The sequence below is a fragment of the Hymenobacter miniatus genome, from assembly GCF_016427455.1.
Classification (GTDB): Bacteria; Bacteroidota; Bacteroidia; order Cytophagales; family Hymenobacteraceae; genus Hymenobacter; species Hymenobacter armeniacus.
Genome location: NZ_JAELXR010000016.1, coordinates 90,309 through 111,442, shown reverse-complemented (window position 1 = coordinate 111,442; position 21,134 = coordinate 90,309). Strand labels below are relative to the sequence as shown.

Genomic DNA, 21,134 nt, shown 5'->3' with positions numbered 1-21,134 from the left:
CATCTGCACATCCTGTTCACTAAGGCAGGCAGTAGCACAATGTTCGCAGGCGGCGATGCAGGCGTTGAGGGCGTCGAAGAGGCTTTGGTTTTGAGCGTGCATGGGGAAAAAATTGTGGTCGGCAATGGTATACAAGCGTTTACATCCCAAAGCCGACCTTGTTATGCACTATGGCCAGTTCTGCCCTGCATGATTCGCACGGTTTACTAAAAGCGTTCTATTGCTCATCGCTCAGCTGACTTACCGATGTGGTCAGGCATTGCTGCCGATACTCGGTGGGCGAAGTGCCCGTTTCGCGCTGGAACTGCCGCGACAAGTGCCCCAAGTTGCTGTAGCCCAGCTCCCGCGCTACCCGGCCCACGGGCAGGGTGCTTTCACGCAGCAGGCACCGGGCCGCTTCCACGCGTTGCCGGATGACGTAGTGCTCCAGGCTCAGGCCCTCGGTAGCCGAAAATACGTCGCTCAGGTAGGCAAACCGACGCTGCAGCCGCTCGCTGAGCTGCCGCGAAAAGTGCCCGCTGCGCAGCGCCGCCGGCTCGGTGGCCAGCAAGAGGGCGATGATTCCCTTAATTTGAGCCACCAACCGCTGCTGCGGGGAAAGCTGGTCCAGGATTTCAAAGCCTTCTGCTTCCAGGCACTGCCGCAGCCGGGGCCAGTCGATGGTGGCGGCGTCGTCGCGCAGCTCCACTTCCCCCAGCTCTACGCGCAGCGGCACCAGCCCAAGCTCCACGAGCTGCTCGCGCACCACCAGGATGCACTTTACACAGACCATGTGCCGGATATAAAGGAGTGTGGAGGCCATGAAGGGTGGATTACAGGGCCGGCGATACAGCGTTCTGGTCGGCGGGCGGCGTCAGCGGCTGCGCGTCCAGTTCCTGCGGGTGCTCGTCGAGGCCCACTTCCCGGTGGGAGGCGAAGTATTGGGCCAGGGCCTTCTCCCCTACCAGCCAGAAGACGACCGGCGTGACGATGATGTCGAGGAAAGTGGAGCTGAGCAGGCCGCCGAGGATGACGGTGGCCACCGGATACAGAATTTCCTTGCCCGGCGCGTCCTTGGCCAGGGTGAGGGGCACCAGGGCCAGCGCCGCCACCAGGGCCGTCATCAGCACCGGCACCAGCCGTTCGAGCGAGCCGCGGATAATCATGGGCATCCCGAACTTCTCGCCCTCGTGCTCCACGAGGTGGATGTAGTGCGAAATCATCATGATGCCGTTGCGCGAGGCAATGCCTGTCAGGGTGATGAAGCCCACCAGCGAGGCGATGCTGAACGTGCCGCCGGTAAGCAGCACCGCCACCACCGAGCCGATGAGGGCCAGCGGAATGTTGAGCATAATCTGCCCGACCATGTAGCTGGACTTGAAGTGCGAGAACAAGACCAGGAAGATGCCGGCCAGCGAAAACAAGCTCAGCCAGAGAATCTTCTGCGAAGCCGACTGCTGGCTCTCGAACTGCCCGCCGTAGGTGAGGTAGTAGCCCGGGGGCAGCTTCACCTGCGCATTCACTTTGGCCTGAATCTCCTTGACCGTGGAGCCCAGGTCGCGCTCGGCCACGTTGAGCGAGATGGTGATGCGGCGCTGGGTGTTTTCGTGGTTGACGGTATTCGGACCCGGTTCATAAACGATGTCAGCCACCTGGCTCACGGGTATCATGGCTCCGTTGGGCGTTTCGATGCGGGTCTGGCCGATGGCGGCGATGTCGTTGCGCTGGGCCTCGGGCAGCTTTACCACCAGGTCAAAGCGCTTCTGCCCATCCAGCATCTGCGAGACGACGGCCCCCTGAAACAGCGTTTCCAGGTCGCGCACCACTTCGCCGCGCTCCATGCCATAGGCCCGCAGGGCATCATCCTTGGGGCGAATGAGCAGCTGGGGAATCTGCACCTGCTTTTCCACCTGCAGGTCCACCACGCCGGGAACGGTGCCGGCGGCCGCGCGCACTTCGTTGGCGTAGCGGCGCAGCTCCAGCAGGTCGTTGCCGAACACTTTGATAGCCACCTGCGCCCGCACCCCGCTCAGCAGGTGGTCGAGGCGGTGGGAAATGGGCTGGCCGATGTTCACGTTCACCCCGGTAATCAGGCTGAGCTTGTCGCGCATGTCGGCCAGGATTTCGTCGCGGCTGCGCATGGTTTTGCCTTCCTTCTCCAGCTCGGCTTCGGTCTTGAAGGCCACCTCGATTTCCGAGTTGTTCACCGATTCGGCGTGCTCGTCCAATTCAGCTCGGCCGGTGCGGCGGGCAGTGTAGGCCACCTCCGGAATCTTGAGCATCTGCTGCTCGCCCAGGGTGCCCAGGCGGTTGGACTCGGTGAGCGAGGTGCCGGCGGGCGCCGAGAAGTTGACCGTGAGCGAGCCTTCGTTGAAGGGCGGCAGAAACTCGGTGCCGAAGAAGGGCACCAGGGCCGCGGCCATTACAAACAGCAGGGCAGTCGAGGTTAGAATCAGCTTGGGATGCCGCAGCCCCCAGCCCAGCAGGCGGGTATCTTTCTTTTTCAGCCAGCGCACCAGCCCGCCGTCGGTTTCGGGGTGGTCCATCTGCTTCATCTTGGGCAGCAGATAATAGCACAGCACCGGCGTGACGGTGAGCGACACAAACAGCGAGGCCACGATGCTCGTGATGTAGGCAATGCCCAGCGGCGCGAAAATGCGGCCTTCCATGCCCTCCAGCGCGAACAGCGGCAGGAACACCAGCACCACGATGATGGTGGCGTACACGATGGAGTTGCGCACCTCCGAGCTGGCGGCATAGATGACCTTTAAGACCGGCTGCGGATTCGTCCGCTGCTTGTTTTCGCGCAGACGCCGGTACACGTTTTCCACGTCCACGATGGCGTCGTCGACCAGCTCGCCGATGGCAATGGCCAGCCCGCCCAGCGTCATGGTGTTGATGCTGATGCCGGCCGCGCGGAACACCAGGGCCGTGACCAGCAGCGAGAGCGGAATGGCCACCAGCGAAATGAAGGTGGTGCGCACGTTCAGCAGGAAGGCAAACAGCACGATGACCACCAGAATGGCCCCGTCGCGCAGGGCCTCCTCCACGTTGGAAATCGAGGACTCGATAAACTCCGACTGCTTGAACAGGCGGGTATTCACCTGCACGTCCTTGGGCAGCGAGGGCTTCAGCTCGACGAGGGCTTTTTCCACGGCTGCGGTCAGGCCCACGGTGGCGGCCCCGGGCTGCTTCTCAATACTGAGAATGACCGCCGGCTTGCCATTGACGCTGCCGTCACCGCGCTTGAAGCGGGCGCCAAACTCCACCTTGGCCACGTCGGCCACGCGGATGGGCGACTGCTCGCGGTAGCCGACGATGATGTTTTCAATGTCGGCAACCGAGCGCAGCCGGCCCAGGTTGCGAATGAGGACTTCCGAGCCGTTGCGGTCGAAGAAGTTGCCGGTAGTATTCAGGTTGGACTTGCGCAGGGACTCTTCCACCTGGTTCACCGTCAGGCCCGTGGCGTTCAGGCGCGGCATGTCGAGCAGCACTTGGTACTGCAGGTTGTCGCCCCCGATGGGAATGACCTGCGCCACGCCCGGGATGCTGAGCAGGCGCTGGCGCACGGTGTAGTTGGCCAGCGTGCGCAAATCGGCCGCGTTGGTCTGTTTTCCTCCCGATAGCCCCACCAGCATTATCTGGCCCATCACCGAGGAGATGGGGCCGAGTACGGGCGTAATGCCCTGCGGCAGCTGCTCGCCGGTGGTTTGCAGCTTCTCGCTCACAATCTGGCGGGCGGTGAAGATGTCGGTGCCGTAGTCGAATTCTACAAACACCATCCCGAGGCCAATGGCCGAGTTAGAACGCACGGCCGATACCCCGGTGGCACCGTTCAAAGCGGTTTCCACGGGCAGGGTCACCAGGGCTTCCACTTCTTCGGGGGCCATGCCCGGGGCTTCCAGGAACACGGTCACGCGGGGCCGGTCCAGGTCGGGTAGCACGTCCACCGGCAGCTGTTTGGCCGTGTAAGTGCCGGCAATGATGAGGCCCACGGCGAAGGCCAGCATGAGCAGGCGGTTCTGCAGCGCAAAGCGAATTATCTTGTCAAGCATGAGTTATTGGGGAAGTGCAGGTAAGAGAAGGCGCAGCCCGGGGCCGGGCCGCAGGCTGTCCACGTGCGCCACAAAGGGCTGAGCGCCGGGGCACCCGTGCAGGTGCAGCCGCTTGGGGGCACGGCGTGGGGCCGGCGGCAGCAGGAAGCCCACCAGCTCCAGGGGCCCGCGGGCAAACCGGCCGTGGGCTCCCAGCTCGGGAGCCGCTTCGTCGGCCGGGCCGGCGGTGGGATAAGCGGCCACGTGCCACCACACCGCCAGCGGCTCGCCCAGCAGCCGAAAGGGCTGCGCCCCGCGCGCCTTAAGGCCGGCCCGCGCGGCCGTGGCGTGAATGAATTTGGCCAGCTGCCCCGGCGTGGTAAGCGTGTCCGGCACCGGGCCGGCGTCCCGCCACCGCGTCACCCGGCTCTGCAGCAGCCAGGTGGCCCGGCCCCGAAAGCCGGCCGTGGTTTCGGTGGCCCCATCGGGCCGCAGCTGGGTGGTGTAGGCCTGGCCAGCCACGACCAGTATTTCGCCGCCCCCTTCGGCCTCCCCTACCGCGTAAAGCAGGGGGCGGGCCGTGAGCGTGTCCAGCGCCACCATACACCGGGCACTACCCGGCGGCGACGAACGCAGGCGCCCACCCGCCCGCTGGTGCTGAGCGGCCAGGGGCAGCGTCAGACCAAGCAGCAGGCCCAGGCCGATTCCGCCGCCTTGCAGCGCGGGCCGGCCCCCCGGAAGGCGACGAAACAAGTAATTGTACATGCGCGGGCAGGCGGCTACTTGCGCGCCGAGTTGTGGTTGCTCACGAATTGCCACTGGCCGGCCGCGTTCTTGCGCAGCACGCTCGTGGCTACCCCGCGCCGCTTGATGGGGGCCGGCGTGGCAGCATCCTTGGGCCCTTTTTTTAGCCCGATGGTGTAGGTGTAGCTCTCCGTGGCGAAGGCGTAGGGGCCGTCCACCGTCACGTCGGCCTTGTAGTCACTGTAAGTAAACGAGCTGAACTCCTTGAGCTCGGGCCCGAGGTGATGGTCCCGGTAGTGGGCGTAGGTGCCTTCCCGGCTGCCCGATTCCAGCACCACGGAGTTGGCCGCGAACAGCCGGGTGGTACCGGTGGTGTCGAGTTTTTGCACGGCCTGCTGGTACTGCTTGAGCACGGCCCGCACGGCGGCTTCGTCGGCCGAAACGAGCGGAGTAGTCGCGGCAGTGGGCGCGGCGGTTTGGGCGAAGGCTGGGGCCGCGAAAGCGGGCACGGCGAGCAGGGCAACGAGAAAACGACGCATAGCAGGCAGGGACAGAAATTACTGATTGAGGTAAATGGACTTGAGCTGGTAGGTGCCGGTCGTGACCACCCGGTCGTTTTCGTTGACCTGGCCCTGCACCAGCACGGTTTGCTGCCCGGTCACGGCCCCGGGCTGCACGAAGCGAATCTTGAAGCGCTCGGGCTCGGTGTGCACGAAGACCACCGGCTTTCCGTTGAGGTCGGTGATGGCGGAGGTGGGCACGGTCAGCTGCGGCTTGCCGCCGCCGGTCTGGCCCACGACCTGCACGTTCACGGCCTGGCCGGCGCGGTAGGCGGTGCCCTCCTGCGCGTCGAGCTCCAGCACCAGCTGGCGGGCCTGGTTCACGGGGTTCACTACGTTTGAGAACACCACGAGCCGGGCGGGCTCCCCGGCCTGGCCTTGCAGGCCTTCAACCCGGAACACGGCGCCGGGCGTGACCTTGGCCAAATCCTGGGCAAACACCTGCGCTTCCACGCGCAGCTTGCCGGGGTTGATGACCCGGAACAGCTCGTCGCCCTGGCTTACTTGTTGACCAACCGCCAGATTAAACACGTCCACGGTGCCGCTCACCGGCGAGGTGATACTAACGCGGCGCTGGCTGGCCTGCCCGTTCTGGATGCCGGCGTTCTGGCGGGCCTGACGCAGGCGCAGCTCGGCGGCCACCACGTCCTTGCGGGCGGCGATGTCGGCGATGCTCTGCAGGCGGGCGTAGTCCTGCTGGGCGGCGCGCAGCTCGGCCTGGGCATTGGCCCGCTCGGTACTGAGCCCGATTTGTTGGGTGGCGTCCAGGGTCTGCTCGATGACGGCCAGCGTCTGCCCGGCCCGCACGGGTTGGCCCACTTTCGCGGCCAGACTCACGATGCGCCCCCCCTGCGGCACCACGATGCGGCCTTCCCCGCCCGCGGCGGCCGACACCGTGCCGTAGAGCGTGGCCCGGCTGTAGGTAGTGGAGAATGCCGCGAGGGTGGTCTGTACCTGAAACAGGAACTGGCTTTCCTTGGGCAGCAGCACCTCGTCGGTCAGGGCCACGCCGGTGCTGGCCTTGGCGGTGCCGCCGTGGTCTTCGCCACCGTGCGCCTGCACCAGGGCCGGGGGCGGCAGCAGCACGGTCAGGACCAAGCCAGCCGCGGCCGTGACGGCCAGAATTTTATGAGTGGTTTTCATGTCCGTTGAGCTTTAAGGAAAGGGGGTGCGGCGGCTGGCCGTCAGGGCCTGCTCGGAGGTTTGCATCGCGGGCTCCGGCCGCCGGCGGCGCATGAGCAGGGCCGTCAGCACAATGCCGAGCACGAAGGCGCCGACCAGCGCCAGAATGGTTTTCCAGGAGGAGAAAAGCGAGCCGTCGGCGTGGGCGACCTCGGCCGCTACGGGCAGCTTCTCTCCCACTTTAATGCCTTCGAGAAGCATTAAATCGGCCTTGTCGCCGGCCACGATGTTGGCGGCGAAGCTGTAGGCTTTGTTGGCCGGAAACTGGCCCTCCACGAGGTAAATGCCCGGCTCTTTTTCCGTCACCGCCCATTTCAGATTCGCATCCTCCGGGTTGGTGAGCGTCAGCTTGGCCCCTTTAATGGGGGCGTTGGTGGCGTAGTCGGACAGGAACAGGCGCAGGTCGGCGGGCTTGCCGCCTTCCAGCGGCTCGTAGCGCAGTAGCACCTCGAACTGCTCCGAGAGGGCCGCCACCGAAAAGGAGGTCGCGCCGGCCGGGGTCGACGCCTTGGGCGCGCCGTGGTCTTCGCCCCCGTGGGCGTAGGCCCCGCCACTCAGCAGCAGGCCCAGCAGCAAAATCAGGAGTTGTTTCATGTTATTCACCCCGCAGGTAGTTAAGTTCGATGAGGGCCTGACGGTAGTCGCGAATGGTGGTCAGGTAAGTATTCTGAATGGTAAAGGCCTGGTTCAGGCTCTGAATCAGCACCAAGTAGCTGATTTCGCCGGCCCGGAACAGGCGCTGCGATTGGCTGATGATGGCCCGCGACTGCGGCACGCCGGTCTGCTCGTAGTAGCCCAGCGAAGCCGAGAACTTGCGCGTGTCGGCCAGGGACTGCTGGTAAAGGGTGCTCAGCTCCAGGCGCTGGGTTTGCAGCTGGTAGCCGGCGGCCTGCGAGCGGGCCGTGGCCGCCTGCAGCTGCGAGCGGTAGGTCCAGAACCAGATGGGCACCGACACGCCAAACTGGAAGCGATACTTGAGGGCCGAGTTTTCAAAGGCCTGATTCTGATAGCCCACGGTCAGGGCCGGGGTGCGCCGGGCCCGCACCAGGCTGATGCCCGACTGGCTCAGGGCCACGTTCTGGGTCGCCGCCGCCAGCGTGGGGCTGCGCACCAGGGCGGAGCTGTCCTCGGTGGGCAGACCCGCGAGAAGTGCCCCGCCCGTCTGCACCAGCTCGGGGCCGCTGCGGCGCAGGTCGGTGCTGGTGGTCAAGGCGGCCGTGGGCTGGCCCAGCAGCAAGCCCAAGCGGCGCTGGGCGGCCTGCCGGTCGGCAGCGGCCTGCTGCAGCTGCACGCTCACCTGCCGGGCTTCGGCGTCGGTGCTGATGCGCTGCAGGGAGGTGACTTCGCCGGCGGCAAACAAGCGCTCGGTGGCCACGCGCAAGGCGCGGAACAGGCTGTCCTGGTAGGTGAGTTGCCGCACCTGCGCTTCGGCGAACTGCAGGCTGAGGTAGGCCAGGCGGGTATCGCGCAGCACCGAGGCCCGGCTTACGTCGCGGTTGCGCTCGGCCAGCGTGATGCCGGCCTCGGCCACCTGGCGCTGGCGCCGGTACACGTTGGGCAGGTCGATGGTCTGCACCACGCCCGGCGCCCACCGCTCGCCCGTGGGGGCCGAGAACAGAAAGTCCGGGTTGGCGGGCGCGAAGGAGCCCCGCTTCAGGGCCCGCTGCTCCTCGATTTCGCGGTCTGACTGCCGTAGCCGCGGATGCCGCCGCAACGTCAGGGCTTCGGCGCTGTCCAGGCTGATGGGGGTTTGAGCCCGCGCAGCTTCCGGCAGCAGCCCGAGCAGCAGCGCCAGCACCAGCAGCCCTTGCGCCGCACATTTCATTTTGAGGTACTTCATGTTATCCGATTAGAGTCCGGCTAGGGGCCGCCCACCGTTGCAGCAGCGGACGGCCCGAGACGGAGGAGAGGGTCCGGACGCACTGCGTCCGAAAAACAGGCTCCGCCTACGCCTTTTTCACGAGGGCCATGCCGCACTTCGGGCAGCTGCCCGGCTTGGTGCTGGCGCTGCCTTCGCACTTCATGGGGCACTCGTAGGCCGCGCCCACGGCCTTGCTGCCCGGGGCGGCCGCGTCGAGCTTGTCGAAGCGGGTGTTGATGGCTTTGCCGTCGGCCTGCAGGCTGACGATGGCAGTGCGCACCTTGGCCCCGGCGGGCAGCCTGGCCACCAGGTGGTCGTCGCCACCGGCTGCCAGCGTCACCGTGGTGGTTTTGTTATCGGTGGTTTGCACCATCACCGTGCCCGAGAGCGACTTATTGGGCACGGGGGCCATCTTGGCGGCGAGCAAATAGATGTGCAGCTCACCGGCCTGCTGCACCAGCTCCATGTGGTAGGGGCTGGCCGAGCGCACCACGCCGCCGTGCGGGGCCACGTGGGCGTGGGTTTCGCCGGGGGCCATGTGGGCGTCCTGCTTGCCATCGGCGTGGGCGTGCTGGGCCTGCGAGGCCAGCGGCGTCAGGGCGAAAAGGGCCGCAACGGCCAGGGAAATTCCAAAAAGCTTCATGGGAAACGGGTAAATGGGGGTATGGTGAGGGGGGAGAATGAGGGGCCGGTAACGGCCATTTCGGGCGTCGCCGCCGGCTGCCCGGATTACATCTTGTCGGCGTTCTTGTCGTGCCAGGCTTTGAATTCGGCGATTTCCTTCTGCTGGGCGTCAATCATCTTCTGGGCCATCTCCTTGAGCTTGGTGTCCTTGCCGTGAGCCAGCTCGGCCTTGGCCATGTCCACGGCGCTCTGGTGGTGCACCGTCATCATCATGTTGAAGTTCATGTCCGGGTCCGCCACCATTTTGGGCATGTTCTGCATCATGCCGTCCATCGAAGCCTTCATCTGGCTGGTGAAAGGGTCGGCCGGGTCCATGGGCTTGTAGTTGTTGGGGGCGGAGTCCAGCCGCTCGGCAATGGGCTCCATCTCGCCGATTTCCTTCTGCTGGTCGGCCTTGATTTTCTCGGCCATCTGCTTCATGGTGGCGTCCTTGCCGTCGCGCAGCTCGATGTCGGCCATGGCCACCGCGCCCTTGTGGTGCTCCAACATCATGTGGGTGAAGTCGTGGTCGGTGTTGCCCTTCATCTTCATGGCGCTCATCTTGCCCATCATGTCGTTCATGGACGCCATCAGGGGCGAGTCGCCGGCGGTGCTGCTCTCAGTCATTTTGGAATGGTCCATGCCGGCCATGTCCCCCGTAGCGGGTTCCGTGGTGGCCGTGGAGGTTTCCGTGGTCGTGGTATCAGCGGTTTTGTCGCTGCTGCAGCTGCCGAGCAGCAGGGTGCCCGAACAGAGGGCGGCGAGGAAAAAAGCGGACTTTTTCATGCGTTTTGGATTGATTGAGGGTTGGGAATTGGAATTGAAAAACGGGGGGCACCTTAGCTGGCGGCCGGGCCCTGCACGTTGATGGTGAAGTCGCCGGTGTGAATCTTGCCGGCGTGGTTGAATTGCAGGAAGACCCGGTACAGGCCGGGGGCTTCGAAGTTGGTGTTGAAGCCAATGGCGGGGCCTTTGTCGGCCTGGTCGTTGGGGTGCACGTGCAGGTAGCGCTCGGTGTCTTCGCTGATGACCACGACGTGGCCCAGGGCCCCGAGGTAGTTGTCCAGGTCGGTCACGGGCTTACCGTCCTTGCTGATGGTGATTTTCATGCCCAGCAGCTGGCCGGTGTTCAGGGGCTTGTCAAACGCCAGGGTGGCCGAGTAGCCGTCCTTTTCCCATTGCATGTCGTCGTTCTTGAACTTTACTGGCGCGTAGGCCGGGCCCTTTACCGAGATGGGTTGGCGGCCCAGCTGGTGGCCCGAGCCCGTGGGCGTGTAGTCCTGAAACAGCACGTAGTCGCCGCCCTTGGGGAAGGTGTAGGCGGCCTTGTAGTTGCCCTGCGCGGTGTACTCGGGGTGCTCGTGGTAGAACTGGCCCAGGTCCTTGCTCACAATGATGAGGTGAATCTTCTTCTCGTGCACCACCGCCAGCGGCACGGGTGCGGCTTCGTTGCCCACTTCCTGCGGCGTGAAGACCAGCTGCGAGGGCTGACCGGCGGTGAGCTGCATGGGCTGCGGCTCGAACTTCATGGCGTAGGTCTTGCCGTTGGCCACTTGGTCGTTGTGTTCGAGCTTCATGCCGCACTTGGGGCACTTCTCCCCTTCCTTGGTGCTGGTCACCTCGGGGTGCATGGGGCAGGCGTAGGTGTGGCCGCTGGCGTGGTCGGCGGTGCCTTCGGCCGGTCCATCCGTAGGCGTCGTAACGGTGTTGGTGGCGCTGCTCGACGTAGAATCGGATGAGCAGCTGGCCGCGGTGAGCAGGCTGGCCACGGCCAGCAGGGAAATGGGTAAGCGGAACATAAAATGGGGTATGGGTAAGGAAATGGGCGCGCCAGCAGTGGCGGCCCGGGGTCAGTGGCGCCGGCTCAGGCCTGCCACTGCTGCCAGAGCACGAAGCCCAGGGCCGCGGCCAGCACGGCGTAGAGCAAGCCCGTGAGCAGGCGACGGAGCGGCCCGCGGGGTGGCGGGCCGGCGGCCGGTTCGCAGCAATCTTTCATTGCGGAGCAGGGGTAACCCGGAAGATGGAGGGGGAGGAAAAAGCCGTTTTAAACGGCGCGACGGGCAAACGAAAAGGCCCGCCCCGGACACAGCATAGCTGTGCCGGCGCGAGCCTTAGCGCGTCGGGGCAATCAGACAGTCAGCGACTGAATGAAAATGCGGATGTCGGGTATTTTGGGTTTCAGCTGCCGGCGAGCCACCAGCAGCACGGGCCGCGTGCGGTCCCATTGTTGAAAACGGACCATCAGGGCCAGCGGGGCCGGGGGCAGGGCCACCGGCATAAACGCCATCTTCTCGATGCCGGCTTTGGGCGGGTGCGCCAGCGAGGCCCACACGGCGGCGGCATCGTCCTGGCAGCAGGCTCCTTTGGGGCCGTGCTTATGCGAACCCGGCGTTTCGTGCTCGTCGTGGTGGTGCTTGGCGGTGGCGCCGTGCTCCTTTCCGTGGGAATGGGGTACCCGGTGCTCGTGCCCTTGCTTATGCTCGTGCGCTGGCGTACCGGCCGGGTGCTTATGCGCATGTCCGACAGCCGGCGCAGTGGGCATGGCCAGCGCGCAGACGACCTGCCCAAAGAACACGTTGAGGAAGACCACCAGCAAGGAGGCCGCCATCGTGCGTCGGGAATGGGTCTTGAGTCGGAACATTGGTACGAAGCAACGACAAAATTATTGGAAAGGTTTGAAAGCCGCGCTACTCGCAGGAAAGGATTCCCTTGGGTGGCTGCCGGCGGCACTCCCAGCCTATCCGGTTGTAAATGCGGATTTTAGGCCGTCAATAGGGGTTGCCGCTCGCTAGCCGAGCCCTTGCCAAATTGGTCAGTTGGAACTCACCTCTGGTAATCTTACAAGCCCGGCGGCTTAATCATGTACAACCGCCGCTGAATAATGGCGGGGCGCGCGAATGTTGCAAGCGCTAAGCTCAATTCTACACATCTATTGCCAACGGAAAGGAGTTTAGCAAGTGTTGATAAGTCAGCCGCGGATTCCCGCGGCTGCGCACTGTACCTTACCTGTTATGGAAACCACCCAGCATCATCATCCGGCTCCTGCCGCGCCCGTGGGGCCGCCCCCGGCCCCCATTGCCGGGACCGAAACGGCGACCCTCAACATCGAGGGCATGACCTGCGCTTCCTGCTCCAACTTCGTGGAGAAGGCCCTGAGCCGCACGCCCGGCGTCAAAAGCGCCACCGTCAACCTGGCCAGTGAAAAGGCCACCATCGAGTACCTGCCGGGCCAGATTGACCGCGCCGGCCTACGCGCCGCCGTGGAGCAGGCCGGCTATGGCGTGCACGAGGCCAGCCCCGCCGTGGCCGCCAACGTGCTGGCCTCCGACGAGGAGCTCGACGCCCGCAAAGCGGCCGCCTACGAGAACCTGAAGCGCCGCTTCCAAGTGGCCGTGGCCCTGGCGGTTGTGGTGATGGGTTTGAGCATGCTCATGCTCTGGCCCGCCATGATGAGCCGCGTGTCGATGCCCGTGCTCAACTACGTGCTGCTGGCGCTGACCCTGCCCGTGCTGCTCTATAGCGGCCGCGAGTTTTTTGTATCCGCCTGGAACGGCTTCCTGCACCGCACGGCCAGCATGGACACCCTCATTGCCGTGGGCACCGGCGCGGCGTTCCTGTACAGCTTGGCCGCGACGCTGATTCCGCACTGGTTTCGGCAGCACGGCATCCTGCCGGAGGTCTATTATGATACCACGGCCACCATCATTGCCCTGATTCTCTTGGGCAAGGTGCTGGAGAGCCGGGCCAAGTCCAAAACCTCGGCCGCCATTAAGGCGCTGATGGGGCTGCAGGCCAAAACGGCCCGCGTGGTGCGGGGCGGCCAGGAGCTGGACGTGCCCATCGAGCAGGTGCTGGTGGGCGACGAAGTGCTGGTGCGCCCCGGCGAGAAGGTGGCCACCGACGGGCTGATTCTCACCGGCAGCTCGGCCGTGGACGAGAGCATGCTCACCGGCGAGAGCCTGCCCGTGGAGAAAAAGGAAGGCGACAACGTGTTTGGCGCCACGCTTAACAAAACCGGTTCGTTCCGCTTCCGCGTGAGCAAAGTGGGCGCCGAAACCATGCTGGCCCAGATTGTGAAACTGGTCGAGGAAGCGCAGGGCAGCCGCGCGCCCATTCAGCAGCTGGCCGATAAGGTCAGTGCCGTGTTCGTGCCCGTGGTCATCATGATTGCCATTGCCACGTTCGTGGTCTGGTTTGACTTCGCCCCCGAAGCCAGCCGTGTACCGCTGGCCCTCGTGGGCTTCGTAGCCGTGCTCATCATCGCCTGCCCCTGCGCGCTCGGGCTGGCTACGCCCACGGCCATCATGGTCGGCACCGGCAAGGGCGCCGAGCACGGCGTGCTGATTCGCAACGCCGAGGCGCTGGAGAAAGCTGAGAAAGTGACCACGGTGCTGCTCGATAAAACCGGCACCATCACCCGCGGCGAGCCCGCCGTGACGGATTTTGTGCCCACCAACGGCGACACGCCCGCCCACCTACTGCCCCTGCTGGCGGCCGTGGAGCGGCAGAGCGAGCACCCGCTGGCCGAAGCCGTGGTGCGCTACGCTGATTCGCAAGGGGCCGCAGCTGGCACCACGCCGCTGACCGCCACCGCGTTTCAGGCCTACGAGGGCCGAGGCGCCGGCGCCACTGTCGACGGACAGGTTATTCTGCTCGGCAACCGGCGCTTGCTAAGCGAAAACAACGTGGTGCTTTCCTCGGAAACGGAGCAGGCCGCGGCCCAGCTGCTGAGCCAGGCCAAAACGGTACTCTACGCCGCCATCGGCGGGCACGTGGCGGCCCTGATTGGCGTGGCCGATACGGTGCGCGAGTCGAGCCTGGCGGCCATTCAGGCGCTGCAGGCGGACGGCATTGAGGTGGTGATGATGACCGGCGACAACCAGCAAACGGCCGCGAAAGTGGCCGAGCAAGTGGGCATCAAGCGCTTCTTTGCCGAGGTGCTACCGGCCGACAAAGCCAGCAAGGTGAAGGAGCTGCAGGCCGAGGGCCGGGTGGTGGCTATGGTGGGCGACGGCATCAACGACGCCCCCGCCCTGGCCCAGGCCGACATCGGCCTGGCTATGGGCGGCGGTACCGACGTGGCGATGGAAGCGGCCGGCATCACCCTGATGCGCTCGGACCTGCATGGGGTGGTGACGGCCATCGACCTCTCGCGCCAAACCATGCGCACGATTAAGCAGAACCTGTTTTTTGCCTTTATCTACAACACGCTTGGCATTCCCATCGCGGCGGGGCTGCTGTACCCCTTCACGGGCTGGCTGCTTTCGCCCATGCTCGCGGCTGCGGCCATGGCCCTGAGCTCGGTGTCGGTGCTCACCAACTCGCTGCGCCTGCGCGGCTACCAGGCCAAGGCCTAAGCCGGGCTATTTCTCTCCCTTTTGTTCTCGTTCTCATGGATACTTCTCAGATAATCGTGACCCTGGTGGGCGTTGGCCTGCTGGCGTTTGTCGGCTGGTTTTTCTTTCTGGCGCCGCACCGGGTGGCGGCCGCCGTGTCCTCGTCGGCGGGCGTGCAGCAGGTCGACATCGTGGTCAAGGGCGGCTACTCGCCCAACGTCATCGAGGTGGAGCACGGCAAGCCCGTGCAGCTCAACTTCTACCGCGACGAGGAAGGCACCTGCTCGGAAGAGTTGCTGCTGCCCGACTTCAACATCCGGCGCGACCTGGCCCCATTTAAAACCACGGCCATTGAGTTTTTGCCCAAGCAAGCCGGTACCTTTGAGTTCACCTGCGGCATGCACATGCTGCGGGGCAGCCTGGTCGTTAAATAAGGGTGATGCTACAGTCCGCTACTTCGGTGTTGCCGGCCCCCGTGGCCGGTGCTACCCGCCTCTCCATTCGCAACATGGTGTGCCCCCGCTGCCTGCGGGTGGTGCAGCGCGAGCTGGAAAAGGCCGGGCTGGTGGTGGACAACGTGGCCCTGGGCGCCGCCAACGTGCGCACGGCCGATGGCAGTCCGGTGGACCTGCCGGCGGTGGAAGCCGCGCTGCAGGCGTTCGGCTTCGCGCTCGTCGACGACCCGCGCGACCAGCTGGTGGAGCAGGTCAAGGCCCTGGTGGTGGAGCTCATTCACTACACCCCGGCCGAGCAGCAGCCCTACCAGACCTACTCCCACTTCATCAGCGAGCGGCTGGGCCGGTCCTACGCCTACCTCTCGCACCAGTTCTCGCTGCGCGAGGGCCTGACGCTGGAGAAGTATATCATCCGCCAGAAAGTGGAGCGCGCCAAGGAGCTGCTCAGCTACCAGGACGCCAAGGTGGCCGAAGTGGCCCGCCTGCTGGGCTACAGCAGCGCGGCGCACCTGACCAACCAGTTCCGGCAGGTGACGGGCATGTCGCCGTCCGACTTTCAGGCCCTGGGGCCCGGCAGCGCGGGCCGGCTGAGCCTGCACGACTTGGCGTAAAGCTGGAAACTTTACAACGCCGGAGGGCGAATTGTGAGCATACAAGGTGGGGCTTAGTCCGTTAAGAAGAAGGAGCATTTCCTCCATCATTCCGACTTAAAATCCTTTTCCCATGCTACGTTCCCTCCGCCTCCCCTTGCTGGCTTCCCTGTTCGCCTTTGGTGCCCTGACTTCCTGTAAAAAGGACGACGCCGATGGCCTGATGGTCATCGCCCACGACGACAGCGTGTACATGCGCAACATGCACGAAGCCATGACCATGATGGAGGCCATGCCCAAAACCCAGGACCCAGACAACGACTACTCCTCCATGATGATTATGCACCACCAGGTGGCCATCAAAAACAGCCAGGAGGAGCTTAAAAGTGGTAAAAGCGCCGAGATGAAGGCCATGGCCCAGTCGATTATCGACAAGCAGCAGGCGGAAATTGCCCAGTTCAACGCCTTCCTGTCGAGCCACCCGGCGCACGCCCCGGCCGTACCCGATTTCAACACCCTGCAAATGATGAACATGATGCAGATGATGAAAGCCGTGGATTTGCGCCCCTTGACCGGTGACCCGGACTTCGACTTTGCACAACTCATGATTGACCACCACCAGGCCGCCGTGGAGAACTCCGACGCCCTGCTCAAGTACGGCCGGGAAAACACCACCAAGGCGCTGGCCCAGCAAATCATCACGGACCAGAAGATGGAAATCAAGATGCTCCAGGATTTTCTGCTAGCCAATAAAAAGTACTAAGCAGCGGCTTGTTCGCCTCAACAAGAGCGGCTTTACAGGAGCCGCTCTTGTTGAGGCGAACAAGCCGCTATTTATGGTGCATGCCTTACTCCACATTTTGGTGCCCGGCGTGGTGGCGTTGCTGTTCTATGGGCCGCGCTGGCAGCGGGCGTGGCTGATTCTGGCCGCCGCCCTGCTGCTTGACGTGGACCACCTCTGGGCAACCCCAATGTTCGACCCCAATCGGTGCAGCATCAATTTCCATCCGCTGCACACCTACTGGGCCATGGGCAACTACGCCTTTATGTTGTTCCCGACCGTGACGCGGGTGTGGGCCGTGGGCTTTCTGCTGCACATGGTCCTCGACTACGCCGAGTGCCTGCAGTTGGGCGTGCTGCTGCCGGGGTGAGTCACCGAGTAAAAAGCATTATTTCCTTGCCCAACGCTCCCAACGCTTATGGAATCCTACGACACGCTGACCGAAGCCCTGCAAGCCCTGCGCCGCCAAGGCTACACCGAAGATTTTAACCTGCGTCCCGACTGCCTGTACTGCGCGGCCTACGACGTGCAGCTGCCGCCGGAAGGCTTTCGGGTCGATTCCGTGTTCCGCTTTGAAGGCGAAACCGACCCGGCCGACCAGTCCATCCTGTATGCCATCAGCACCACCGGCCTCGACCTGCGCGGGGTGCTGGTCAACGCCTATGGCGTGTACGCCGATTCGGTCACGGCTGCCATGGAAGCCAAGCTGCGGCTGCCGGCCGCCTGAGCCAGCTGCCCGTTCTCCTCGTCCCTTACTTTTTTCCCCATGCCCCTATGAAGGACATGCCTACTCCTCCCCCGCTGTTTCCGGACTACCTGTTATGGGTATGGTTTGGCCTGACGGCCCTATCGGTCGCTTACGTAGCCTGGGACCTGTTCACCCGCACCCCGGAGATGAAGGTCATGAAGTGGGGCTGGGTGCTGGTTATGCTCTACACCGGGCCCGTGGGTTTGCTGATTTACTGGTTTTCCTGCCGCGAGCCCTCCCCGGGCACCCATGAGCAGTTCATTGCCCCCCTATGGAAGCAAGCGGTGGGCTCCACCATCCACTGCGCGGCGGGCGACGCCACCGGCATCATCGTGGCGGCGGTTATCACCGGCTTTTTCAGTTTGCGCATGGGCGTGGACATCTGGCTGGAATACGCGGCCGGGTTCGCCTTTGGCCTGCTCATCTTTCAGGCGCTGTTCATGAAGGATATGATGGGCGTAAGCTACGGCGAGGCCCTGCGCAGCTCGTTTCTGCCGGAATGGATGTCGATGAATGCCATGATGGCCGGCATGCTGCCCACCATGGTGATTCTGATGACGCGGGACATGCGCGCCATGCAGGCCACGTCGCCCTGGTTCTGGGCCGCCATGTCGGCGGCCACGCTGGTGGGCGTGGTGGTGGCCTACCCCGTGAATTACTGGCTGGTGAAGAACAAGCTCAAGCACGGCATGGGCACCGAGCGCGCCCTGGGCCACGGCGGCGCGCCCCTGCCGGAAGCGCCCGCTACCGCGCATGCGGGCCACGATATGGCGATGATGGGCATGGCCGGCATGAGTCACGGTGAACCAGCGGCTACTCTGGCGCCTGCCCCGGCTGCCGCGCACTCCGGCCACAACATGGCCGCGATGCCGGGCATGGACATGGGGGATGGCGCACAGGTTTCTGGGCTTCGTAAAGCTGTTGTTACCCTGCTCACGCTGCTTATGCTGGCGGCGGGCTACTACCTGGCCGACCGCTACGGCGACTTGTCGATGCGGCCGGGGGAGGCCATGGGTGACATGCCCGGCATGCCCATGCCGGGCCACCGGATGTAGCCGGTCCGGGCGGGGCAGGCGTCAGCTCACGACGGCAGGATGGTGATTGGGGCGCGAGTTCTGTGCAACTTAGCTGCTTTATTAGCCCTACGTCCTTTTATGTCTGCCGCGCTCCCGCCCCTCATCCAGCAATACAAAGCCGATTCCGAGTCCGTTTACAACACCTGGTTTATCAACAACGAGGAGCGGCTCAAGGCGTTTCGCTCCATCCGGCGCGGGGTGCAGCAGGTGGTCAAGGACATCAAAGCCGGCAGCTTCGGCAACGATTTTAAGGGCACCTCGCTGGAATTCGTGCTCAGCGTCATCAGCGAGCAGAAACAGGTATTTCAGGGCGCGGCCCACCCCTTCTACTGGAAGCCCAAGCTGCGCATTCCCGATATTTACGAGCACGAGGACAACAAGCGGGCCTTCGGCCAGTTTCTGGAAAGCTGCCTGGCCGCCACCACCGAGCAGCAGCTGCTCAAGGAAATCGATATTCTGGACCGCCGCAAAATCAAGGGCCTCGGCCCGGCGGTGGCCAGCATCCTGTATTTCCTGCATCCTACCCTGATGCCGCCCTGCAACACGGCCATCGTAAACGGGTTCAACGCCCTGTTCGGGGAGAAAATCAAGCTCGGCTCCTGGTCGGAGTACCTGCGGATGCGCGCCCGGCTGCGCGACCTCAACCAGGAGCACCGCCAGCACCTGAGCCTGGACTACGGGGCGCTGAGCGGCCTGCTCTTCGATGTGGGCGTGAAAAAGATGATTGCCGGCGACCAGCAGTTTGCCACCGACGAGGACCGCGACAAGTACCAGCAGCAGGCTCAGAAGCGCCACAAAGAGGTGCAGAGCGAAGCGCAGGAGGAAAACCAGCACACCGAGATGCAGCACCATTTGCTGCGCATCGGCAAGGCGCTGGGCTGCGACGTGACCACGGCCATCAACGACCGCAACCGCCTGAGCGGGGGCCAGAAGCTTTCGTTTCTCTGCCTCGACCAGCACCCCGAGTTGCCCGTGCCGGCCGACGTGGCCAGTACCATTCGCCTGATTGACATCGTGTGGTTTGCGCCCGGCACGAGCCGGGTGGTGGCCGCTTTCGAGGTGGAAAAGAGCACCAGCATTTACAGCGGCATCCTGCGCCTGACGGACCTGGCGTTTTCCATGCCCGAAAACGAAACGGCTTTGTATCTGGTCGTGCCCGATGCCCGCGAGAAGGAAGTACAGGCCCAACTCTCGCGGCCGGCCATCCGGGCCGCCGGGGCGACTATCCACTACATTCTGTTCTCGGAGCTACGCCAGCACTGCGAAGCGCTGTGCAAGTTTGGCGACTCGCCGGCGGCGATGCGCAAGATTGCGAAGAGCGTGGTAGGCTAACTACATTAAAAGCGTTTTACATGTGTTGTACAGACGCAACAAAATGGTTATATTTGGCCGTATTTGTTGCGTCTGTACAACATGAATTGGTACGCCCTCTCTGATTTAGCCATCCTGCGTGAACTGGGCAGCAGCCTGCGCCAGGTTCGCCTGAACCGCAATCAGTCCCAACAGGCAGTGGCCGACGCGGCGGGCATCGACCGGGCCACCCTGAGCCAGATTGAGCACGGCCGGCCCACCTCCCTGCTCACTTTCGTGCAACTGCTACGCACGCTTGAGCAGCTCGATTTACTCGATAGCTTGGTTACCAAAGCCGAAATCAGTCCCTTGGCCATGGCGCGTCTGGCCAAAAAGCAGCGCCGCAACGCTTCGCCCGCCTCCCCCACCCCACCGCCTGCCTCCACGGAATGGTAGACCTCGCGCTTGTTCGTCTGTGGGGCCAGCTGGTGGGCGCCGTGCGCTGGGACGCCGGCCGGGCCGTGGCCACGTTTGCCTACGACCCCGCCTTTGTCAAGTCCGGCCTGCGCGTGGCGCCGCTGATGATGCCCCTGCCCGCCCGCGCCGACCAGGTGTACGCCTTTCCCCGCCTCAACCCGGACACCTACCACGGCCTGCCGGGCCTGCTCGCCGATGCCCTGCCCGACCGGTTCGGCAACCAACTCATCAACGCATGGCTGGCCACCCAGGGACGCAACCCCGCCGACTTCTCGCCCTTGGAGCGCCTGTGCTACATCGCTAACCGCGGTATGGGAGCGCTGGAGTTTGAGCCTCAGGTGGGCAATAGCGCGGCCGGGGCCCAATCCCTGGAAGTCGAGGCCTTGGTGCACCTGGCCCAGGACGTGCTCAACCAGCGCGAAGGGTTTCAGGCCAGCCTGCGCGATGAATCTTCGGACGGGTTGGCGGCCCTGCTGGCGGTGGGCACCTCGGCGGGCGGGGCGCGGCCCAAGGCCATCATTGCCTTCAACGAGGCCACCCAGGAGGTGCGCTCGGGCCAGGTGACCGCGCCCGCGGGCTTTGGCTACTGGCTGCTCAAGCTCGACGGCGTGCGCGACCAGGCCCTGGCTGACCCGCAGGATTTCGGGCGGCTGGAGTACGCCTACCACCTGATGGCCATGGCCAGCGGTTTGAAGATGAGCGAGTGCCGGCTGTACGAGGAGGGCCCCCGCGCCCACTTCATGACCCGGCGCTTCGACCGCACGGCCGAGGGAGAAAAAATCCACGCCCAGACGCTGTGCGCGCTGGCCCACTACGACTACAATCAGCCCGCGGCCTACTCCTACGAGCAGGCCTTCCAGGTGATGCGCACCCTGCGCCTCTCCTACACCGCAGCCGAGCAGTTTTTCCGACGGATGGTATTCAACGTGGTAGCCCGCAACCAGGACGACCACACCAAGAACATCTCGTTTCTGATGGACGCGGCCGGGCAGTGGCAGCTGGCCCCGGCCTACGACGTGGCCTACGCTTACCAGCCCGGCAACCGTTGGACCAGCCAGCACCAGATGTCATTGAACGGCAAACGCGACGGCTTCACCCGGGCCGACCTCAAGGCCGTGGCCCGGGAGATGAACATCCGCGGGGCCGACGATATCGTGACCGACGTGCTCACGCAGGTGGCAAGGTGGCCGGAGTTTGCCGTCGCGGCGGGAATGACGCCAGAACGTACCGTGGCTATAGGCAAGGCGCATCGGCAGTTAATGTAAAAAGACAAAAGCCATGCTTTTTAAAGGAAAGGCCCGGTGTCAACATTACTGGTAGTAAAAGCAAAATGCCCAACCAGAATGTGGTTGAGCATC

Annotated in this window: 23 protein-coding genes; 10 read left to right on the top strand and 13 right to left on the bottom strand. The window is 64.2% G+C overall.

The window, feature by feature from the left end; genetic code table 11:
• The 13 genes from JAO73_RS23535 to JAO73_RS20055 all read right to left on the bottom strand — a co-directional run.
• Nucleotides 1-102: four-helix bundle copper-binding protein (locus tag JAO73_RS23535; protein WP_502213696.1), on the bottom strand; the 102-nt coding region annotated here is incomplete at its 3' end.
• 115 nt (nt 103-217) lie between these two features.
• A complete protein-coding gene (locus JAO73_RS20105; RefSeq protein ID WP_198979058.1) occupies nt 218-802 on the bottom strand; it encodes an AraC family transcriptional regulator in 585 nt (194 codons plus the stop codon).
• A 10-nt stretch (nt 803-812) separates the two neighbouring features.
• Nucleotides 813-4,034: an efflux RND transporter permease subunit gene (locus JAO73_RS20100; protein ID WP_198979057.1), complete on the bottom strand. Its 3,222-nt coding sequence runs from the start codon at nt 4,032-4,034 to the stop codon at nt 813-815.
• Between the two features lie 3 nt (nt 4,035-4,037).
• Nucleotides 4,038-4,766 carry a hypothetical protein gene (locus tag JAO73_RS20095; RefSeq protein WP_198979056.1) on the bottom strand — a complete coding sequence of 243 codons (729 nt, stop codon included), beginning with the start codon at nt 4,764-4,766 and terminating at the stop codon, nt 4,038-4,040.
• Nucleotides 4,767-4,792: 26 nt separating this feature from the next.
• Nucleotides 4,793-5,296 carry a YybH family protein gene (locus JAO73_RS20090; RefSeq protein WP_198979055.1) on the bottom strand — a complete coding sequence of 168 codons (504 nt, stop codon included), beginning with the start codon at nt 5,294-5,296 and terminating at the stop codon, nt 4,793-4,795.
• Nucleotides 5,297-5,314: 18 nt separating this feature from the next.
• Nucleotides 5,315-6,460: an efflux RND transporter periplasmic adaptor subunit gene (locus JAO73_RS20085; RefSeq protein WP_198979054.1), complete on the bottom strand. Its 1,146-nt coding sequence runs from the start codon at nt 6,458-6,460 to the stop codon at nt 5,315-5,317.
• A gap of 12 nt (nt 6,461-6,472) precedes the next feature.
• Nucleotides 6,473-7,093: a hypothetical protein gene (locus JAO73_RS20080; RefSeq protein WP_198979053.1), complete on the bottom strand. Its 621-nt coding sequence runs from the start codon at nt 7,091-7,093 to the stop codon at nt 6,473-6,475.
• A 1-nt stretch (nt 7,094) separates the two neighbouring features.
• On the bottom strand, nt 7,095-8,339 hold the full coding sequence (locus tag JAO73_RS20075; RefSeq protein ID WP_198979052.1) for a TolC family protein: 1,245 nt from the start codon (nt 8,337-8,339) through the stop codon (nt 7,095-7,097).
• A 106-nt stretch (nt 8,340-8,445) separates the two neighbouring features.
• The gene (locus JAO73_RS20070) at nt 8,446-9,003 is read right to left on the bottom strand and encodes a heavy metal-binding domain-containing protein (RefSeq protein WP_198979051.1); all 558 of its coding nucleotides are present in this window, start codon (nt 9,001-9,003) and stop codon (nt 8,446-8,448) included.
• 86 nt (nt 9,004-9,089) lie between these two features.
• The gene (locus tag JAO73_RS20065; RefSeq protein WP_198979050.1) at nt 9,090-9,809 is read right to left on the bottom strand and encodes a DUF305 domain-containing protein; all 720 of its coding nucleotides are present in this window, start codon (nt 9,807-9,809) and stop codon (nt 9,090-9,092) included.
• Between the two features lie 53 nt (nt 9,810-9,862).
• Nucleotides 9,863-10,822 carry a DUF8832 domain-containing protein gene (locus JAO73_RS20060; RefSeq protein ID WP_198979049.1) on the bottom strand — a complete coding sequence of 320 codons (960 nt, stop codon included), beginning with the start codon at nt 10,820-10,822 and terminating at the stop codon, nt 9,863-9,865.
• Nucleotides 10,823-10,887: 65 nt separating this feature from the next.
• A complete protein-coding gene (locus JAO73_RS23270) occupies nt 10,888-11,019 on the bottom strand; it encodes a hypothetical protein (RefSeq protein WP_262490459.1) in 132 nt (43 codons plus the stop codon).
• Between the two features lie 132 nt (nt 11,020-11,151).
• Nucleotides 11,152-11,631 carry a hypothetical protein gene (locus tag JAO73_RS20055; RefSeq protein ID WP_198979048.1) on the bottom strand — a complete coding sequence of 160 codons (480 nt, stop codon included), beginning with the start codon at nt 11,629-11,631 and terminating at the stop codon, nt 11,152-11,154.
• A 403-nt stretch (nt 11,632-12,034) separates the two neighbouring features.
• On the opposite strand from JAO73_RS20055, the gene JAO73_RS20050 reads away from it, so the two are divergent.
• From JAO73_RS20050 to JAO73_RS20005, 10 genes are all read left to right on the top strand, one after another.
• Nucleotides 12,035-14,380 (top strand): heavy metal translocating P-type ATPase, encoded by a 2,346-nt coding sequence (locus JAO73_RS20050; RefSeq protein ID WP_198979047.1) that lies wholly within the window; start codon nt 12,035-12,037, stop codon nt 14,378-14,380.
• Nucleotides 14,381-14,415: 35 nt separating this feature from the next.
• Entirely contained in the window at nt 14,416-14,793 is a 378-nt protein-coding gene (locus tag JAO73_RS20045; RefSeq protein ID WP_196956808.1) for a cupredoxin domain-containing protein, read from the top strand.
• 5 nt (nt 14,794-14,798) lie between these two features.
• A complete protein-coding gene (locus tag JAO73_RS20040; RefSeq protein ID WP_198979046.1) occupies nt 14,799-15,425 on the top strand; it encodes a helix-turn-helix domain-containing protein in 627 nt (208 codons plus the stop codon).
• A 112-nt stretch (nt 15,426-15,537) separates the two neighbouring features.
• Nucleotides 15,538-16,167 (top strand): DUF305 domain-containing protein, encoded by a 630-nt coding sequence (locus tag JAO73_RS20035; RefSeq protein WP_198979045.1) that lies wholly within the window; start codon nt 15,538-15,540, stop codon nt 16,165-16,167.
• Between the two features lie 73 nt (nt 16,168-16,240).
• Nucleotides 16,241-16,555 (top strand): DUF6122 family protein, encoded by a 315-nt coding sequence (locus tag JAO73_RS20030; RefSeq protein WP_198979044.1) that lies wholly within the window; start codon nt 16,241-16,243, stop codon nt 16,553-16,555.
• A 48-nt stretch (nt 16,556-16,603) separates the two neighbouring features.
• Nucleotides 16,604-16,912, top strand: coding sequence for a phosphoribosylpyrophosphate synthetase (locus JAO73_RS20025; RefSeq protein ID WP_198979043.1), 309 nt, complete (start codon nt 16,604-16,606; stop codon nt 16,910-16,912).
• A gap of 56 nt (nt 16,913-16,968) precedes the next feature.
• On the top strand, nt 16,969-17,988 hold the full coding sequence (locus tag JAO73_RS20020) for a DUF4396 domain-containing protein (RefSeq protein ID WP_198979042.1): 1,020 nt from the start codon (nt 16,969-16,971) through the stop codon (nt 17,986-17,988).
• Between the two features lie 99 nt (nt 17,989-18,087).
• Nucleotides 18,088-19,341: a type II restriction enzyme NmeDI-related protein gene (locus JAO73_RS20015; RefSeq protein WP_198979041.1), complete on the top strand. Its 1,254-nt coding sequence runs from the start codon at nt 18,088-18,090 to the stop codon at nt 19,339-19,341.
• A gap of 81 nt (nt 19,342-19,422) precedes the next feature.
• Complete coding sequence (locus JAO73_RS20010; RefSeq protein WP_198979040.1) at nt 19,423-19,755, top strand: helix-turn-helix transcriptional regulator; 333 nt, start codon at nt 19,423-19,425, stop codon at nt 19,753-19,755.
• Nucleotides 19,749-21,041: a type II toxin-antitoxin system HipA family toxin gene (locus tag JAO73_RS20005; protein WP_198979039.1), complete on the top strand. Its 1,293-nt coding sequence runs from the start codon at nt 19,749-19,751 to the stop codon at nt 21,039-21,041. Before JAO73_RS20010 ends, JAO73_RS20005 begins: the two co-directional genes overlap by 7 nt.
• Nucleotides 21,042-21,134 lie beyond the last annotated feature (93 nt).

Excerpts from the sequence above, each read along its gene's own strand:
- JAO73_RS20105 (WP_198979058.1), bottom strand. The coding sequence starts at position 802 with ATGGCCTCCACACTCCTTTATATCCGGCACATGGTCTGTGTAAAGTGC.
- JAO73_RS20100 (WP_198979057.1), bottom strand. The coding sequence starts at position 4,034 with ATGCTTGACAAGATAATTCGCTTTGCGCTGCAGAACCGCCTGCTCATG.
- JAO73_RS20090 (WP_198979055.1), bottom strand. The coding sequence starts at position 5,296 with ATGCGTCGTTTTCTCGTTGCCCTGCTCGCCGTGCCCGCTTTCGCGGCC.
- JAO73_RS20085 (WP_198979054.1), bottom strand. The coding sequence starts at position 6,460 with ATGAAAACCACTCATAAAATTCTGGCCGTCACGGCCGCGGCTGGCTTG.
- JAO73_RS20080 (WP_198979053.1), bottom strand. The coding sequence starts at position 7,093 with ATGAAACAACTCCTGATTTTGCTGCTGGGCCTGCTGCTGAGTGGCGGG.
- JAO73_RS20075 (WP_198979052.1), bottom strand. The coding sequence starts at position 8,339 with ATGAAGTACCTCAAAATGAAATGTGCGGCGCAAGGGCTGCTGGTGCTG.
- JAO73_RS20070 (WP_198979051.1), bottom strand. The coding sequence starts at position 9,003 with ATGAAGCTTTTTGGAATTTCCCTGGCCGTTGCGGCCCTTTTCGCCCTG.
- JAO73_RS20065 (WP_198979050.1), bottom strand. The coding sequence starts at position 9,809 with ATGAAAAAGTCCGCTTTTTTCCTCGCCGCCCTCTGTTCGGGCACCCTG.
- JAO73_RS20060 (WP_198979049.1), bottom strand. The coding sequence starts at position 10,822 with ATGTTCCGCTTACCCATTTCCCTGCTGGCCGTGGCCAGCCTGCTCACC.
- JAO73_RS23270 (WP_262490459.1), bottom strand. The coding sequence starts at position 11,019 with ATGAAAGATTGCTGCGAACCGGCCGCCGGCCCGCCACCCCGCGGGCCG.
- JAO73_RS20055 (WP_198979048.1), bottom strand. The coding sequence starts at position 11,631 with ATGGCGGCCTCCTTGCTGGTGGTCTTCCTCAACGTGTTCTTTGGGCAG.
- JAO73_RS20050 (WP_198979047.1), top strand. The coding sequence starts at position 12,035 with ATGGAAACCACCCAGCATCATCATCCGGCTCCTGCCGCGCCCGTGGGG.
- JAO73_RS20045 (WP_196956808.1), top strand. The coding sequence starts at position 14,416 with ATGGATACTTCTCAGATAATCGTGACCCTGGTGGGCGTTGGCCTGCTG.
- JAO73_RS20040 (WP_198979046.1), top strand. The coding sequence starts at position 14,799 with ATGCTACAGTCCGCTACTTCGGTGTTGCCGGCCCCCGTGGCCGGTGCT.
- JAO73_RS20035 (WP_198979045.1), top strand. The coding sequence starts at position 15,538 with ATGCTACGTTCCCTCCGCCTCCCCTTGCTGGCTTCCCTGTTCGCCTTT.
- JAO73_RS20030 (WP_198979044.1), top strand. The coding sequence starts at position 16,241 with ATGGTGCATGCCTTACTCCACATTTTGGTGCCCGGCGTGGTGGCGTTG.
- JAO73_RS20025 (WP_198979043.1), top strand. The coding sequence starts at position 16,604 with ATGGAATCCTACGACACGCTGACCGAAGCCCTGCAAGCCCTGCGCCGC.
- JAO73_RS20020 (WP_198979042.1), top strand. The coding sequence starts at position 16,969 with ATGCCTACTCCTCCCCCGCTGTTTCCGGACTACCTGTTATGGGTATGG.
- JAO73_RS20015 (WP_198979041.1), top strand. The coding sequence starts at position 18,088 with ATGTCTGCCGCGCTCCCGCCCCTCATCCAGCAATACAAAGCCGATTCC.
- JAO73_RS20010 (WP_198979040.1), top strand. The coding sequence starts at position 19,423 with ATGAATTGGTACGCCCTCTCTGATTTAGCCATCCTGCGTGAACTGGGC.
- JAO73_RS20005 (WP_198979039.1), top strand. The coding sequence starts at position 19,749 with ATGGTAGACCTCGCGCTTGTTCGTCTGTGGGGCCAGCTGGTGGGCGCC.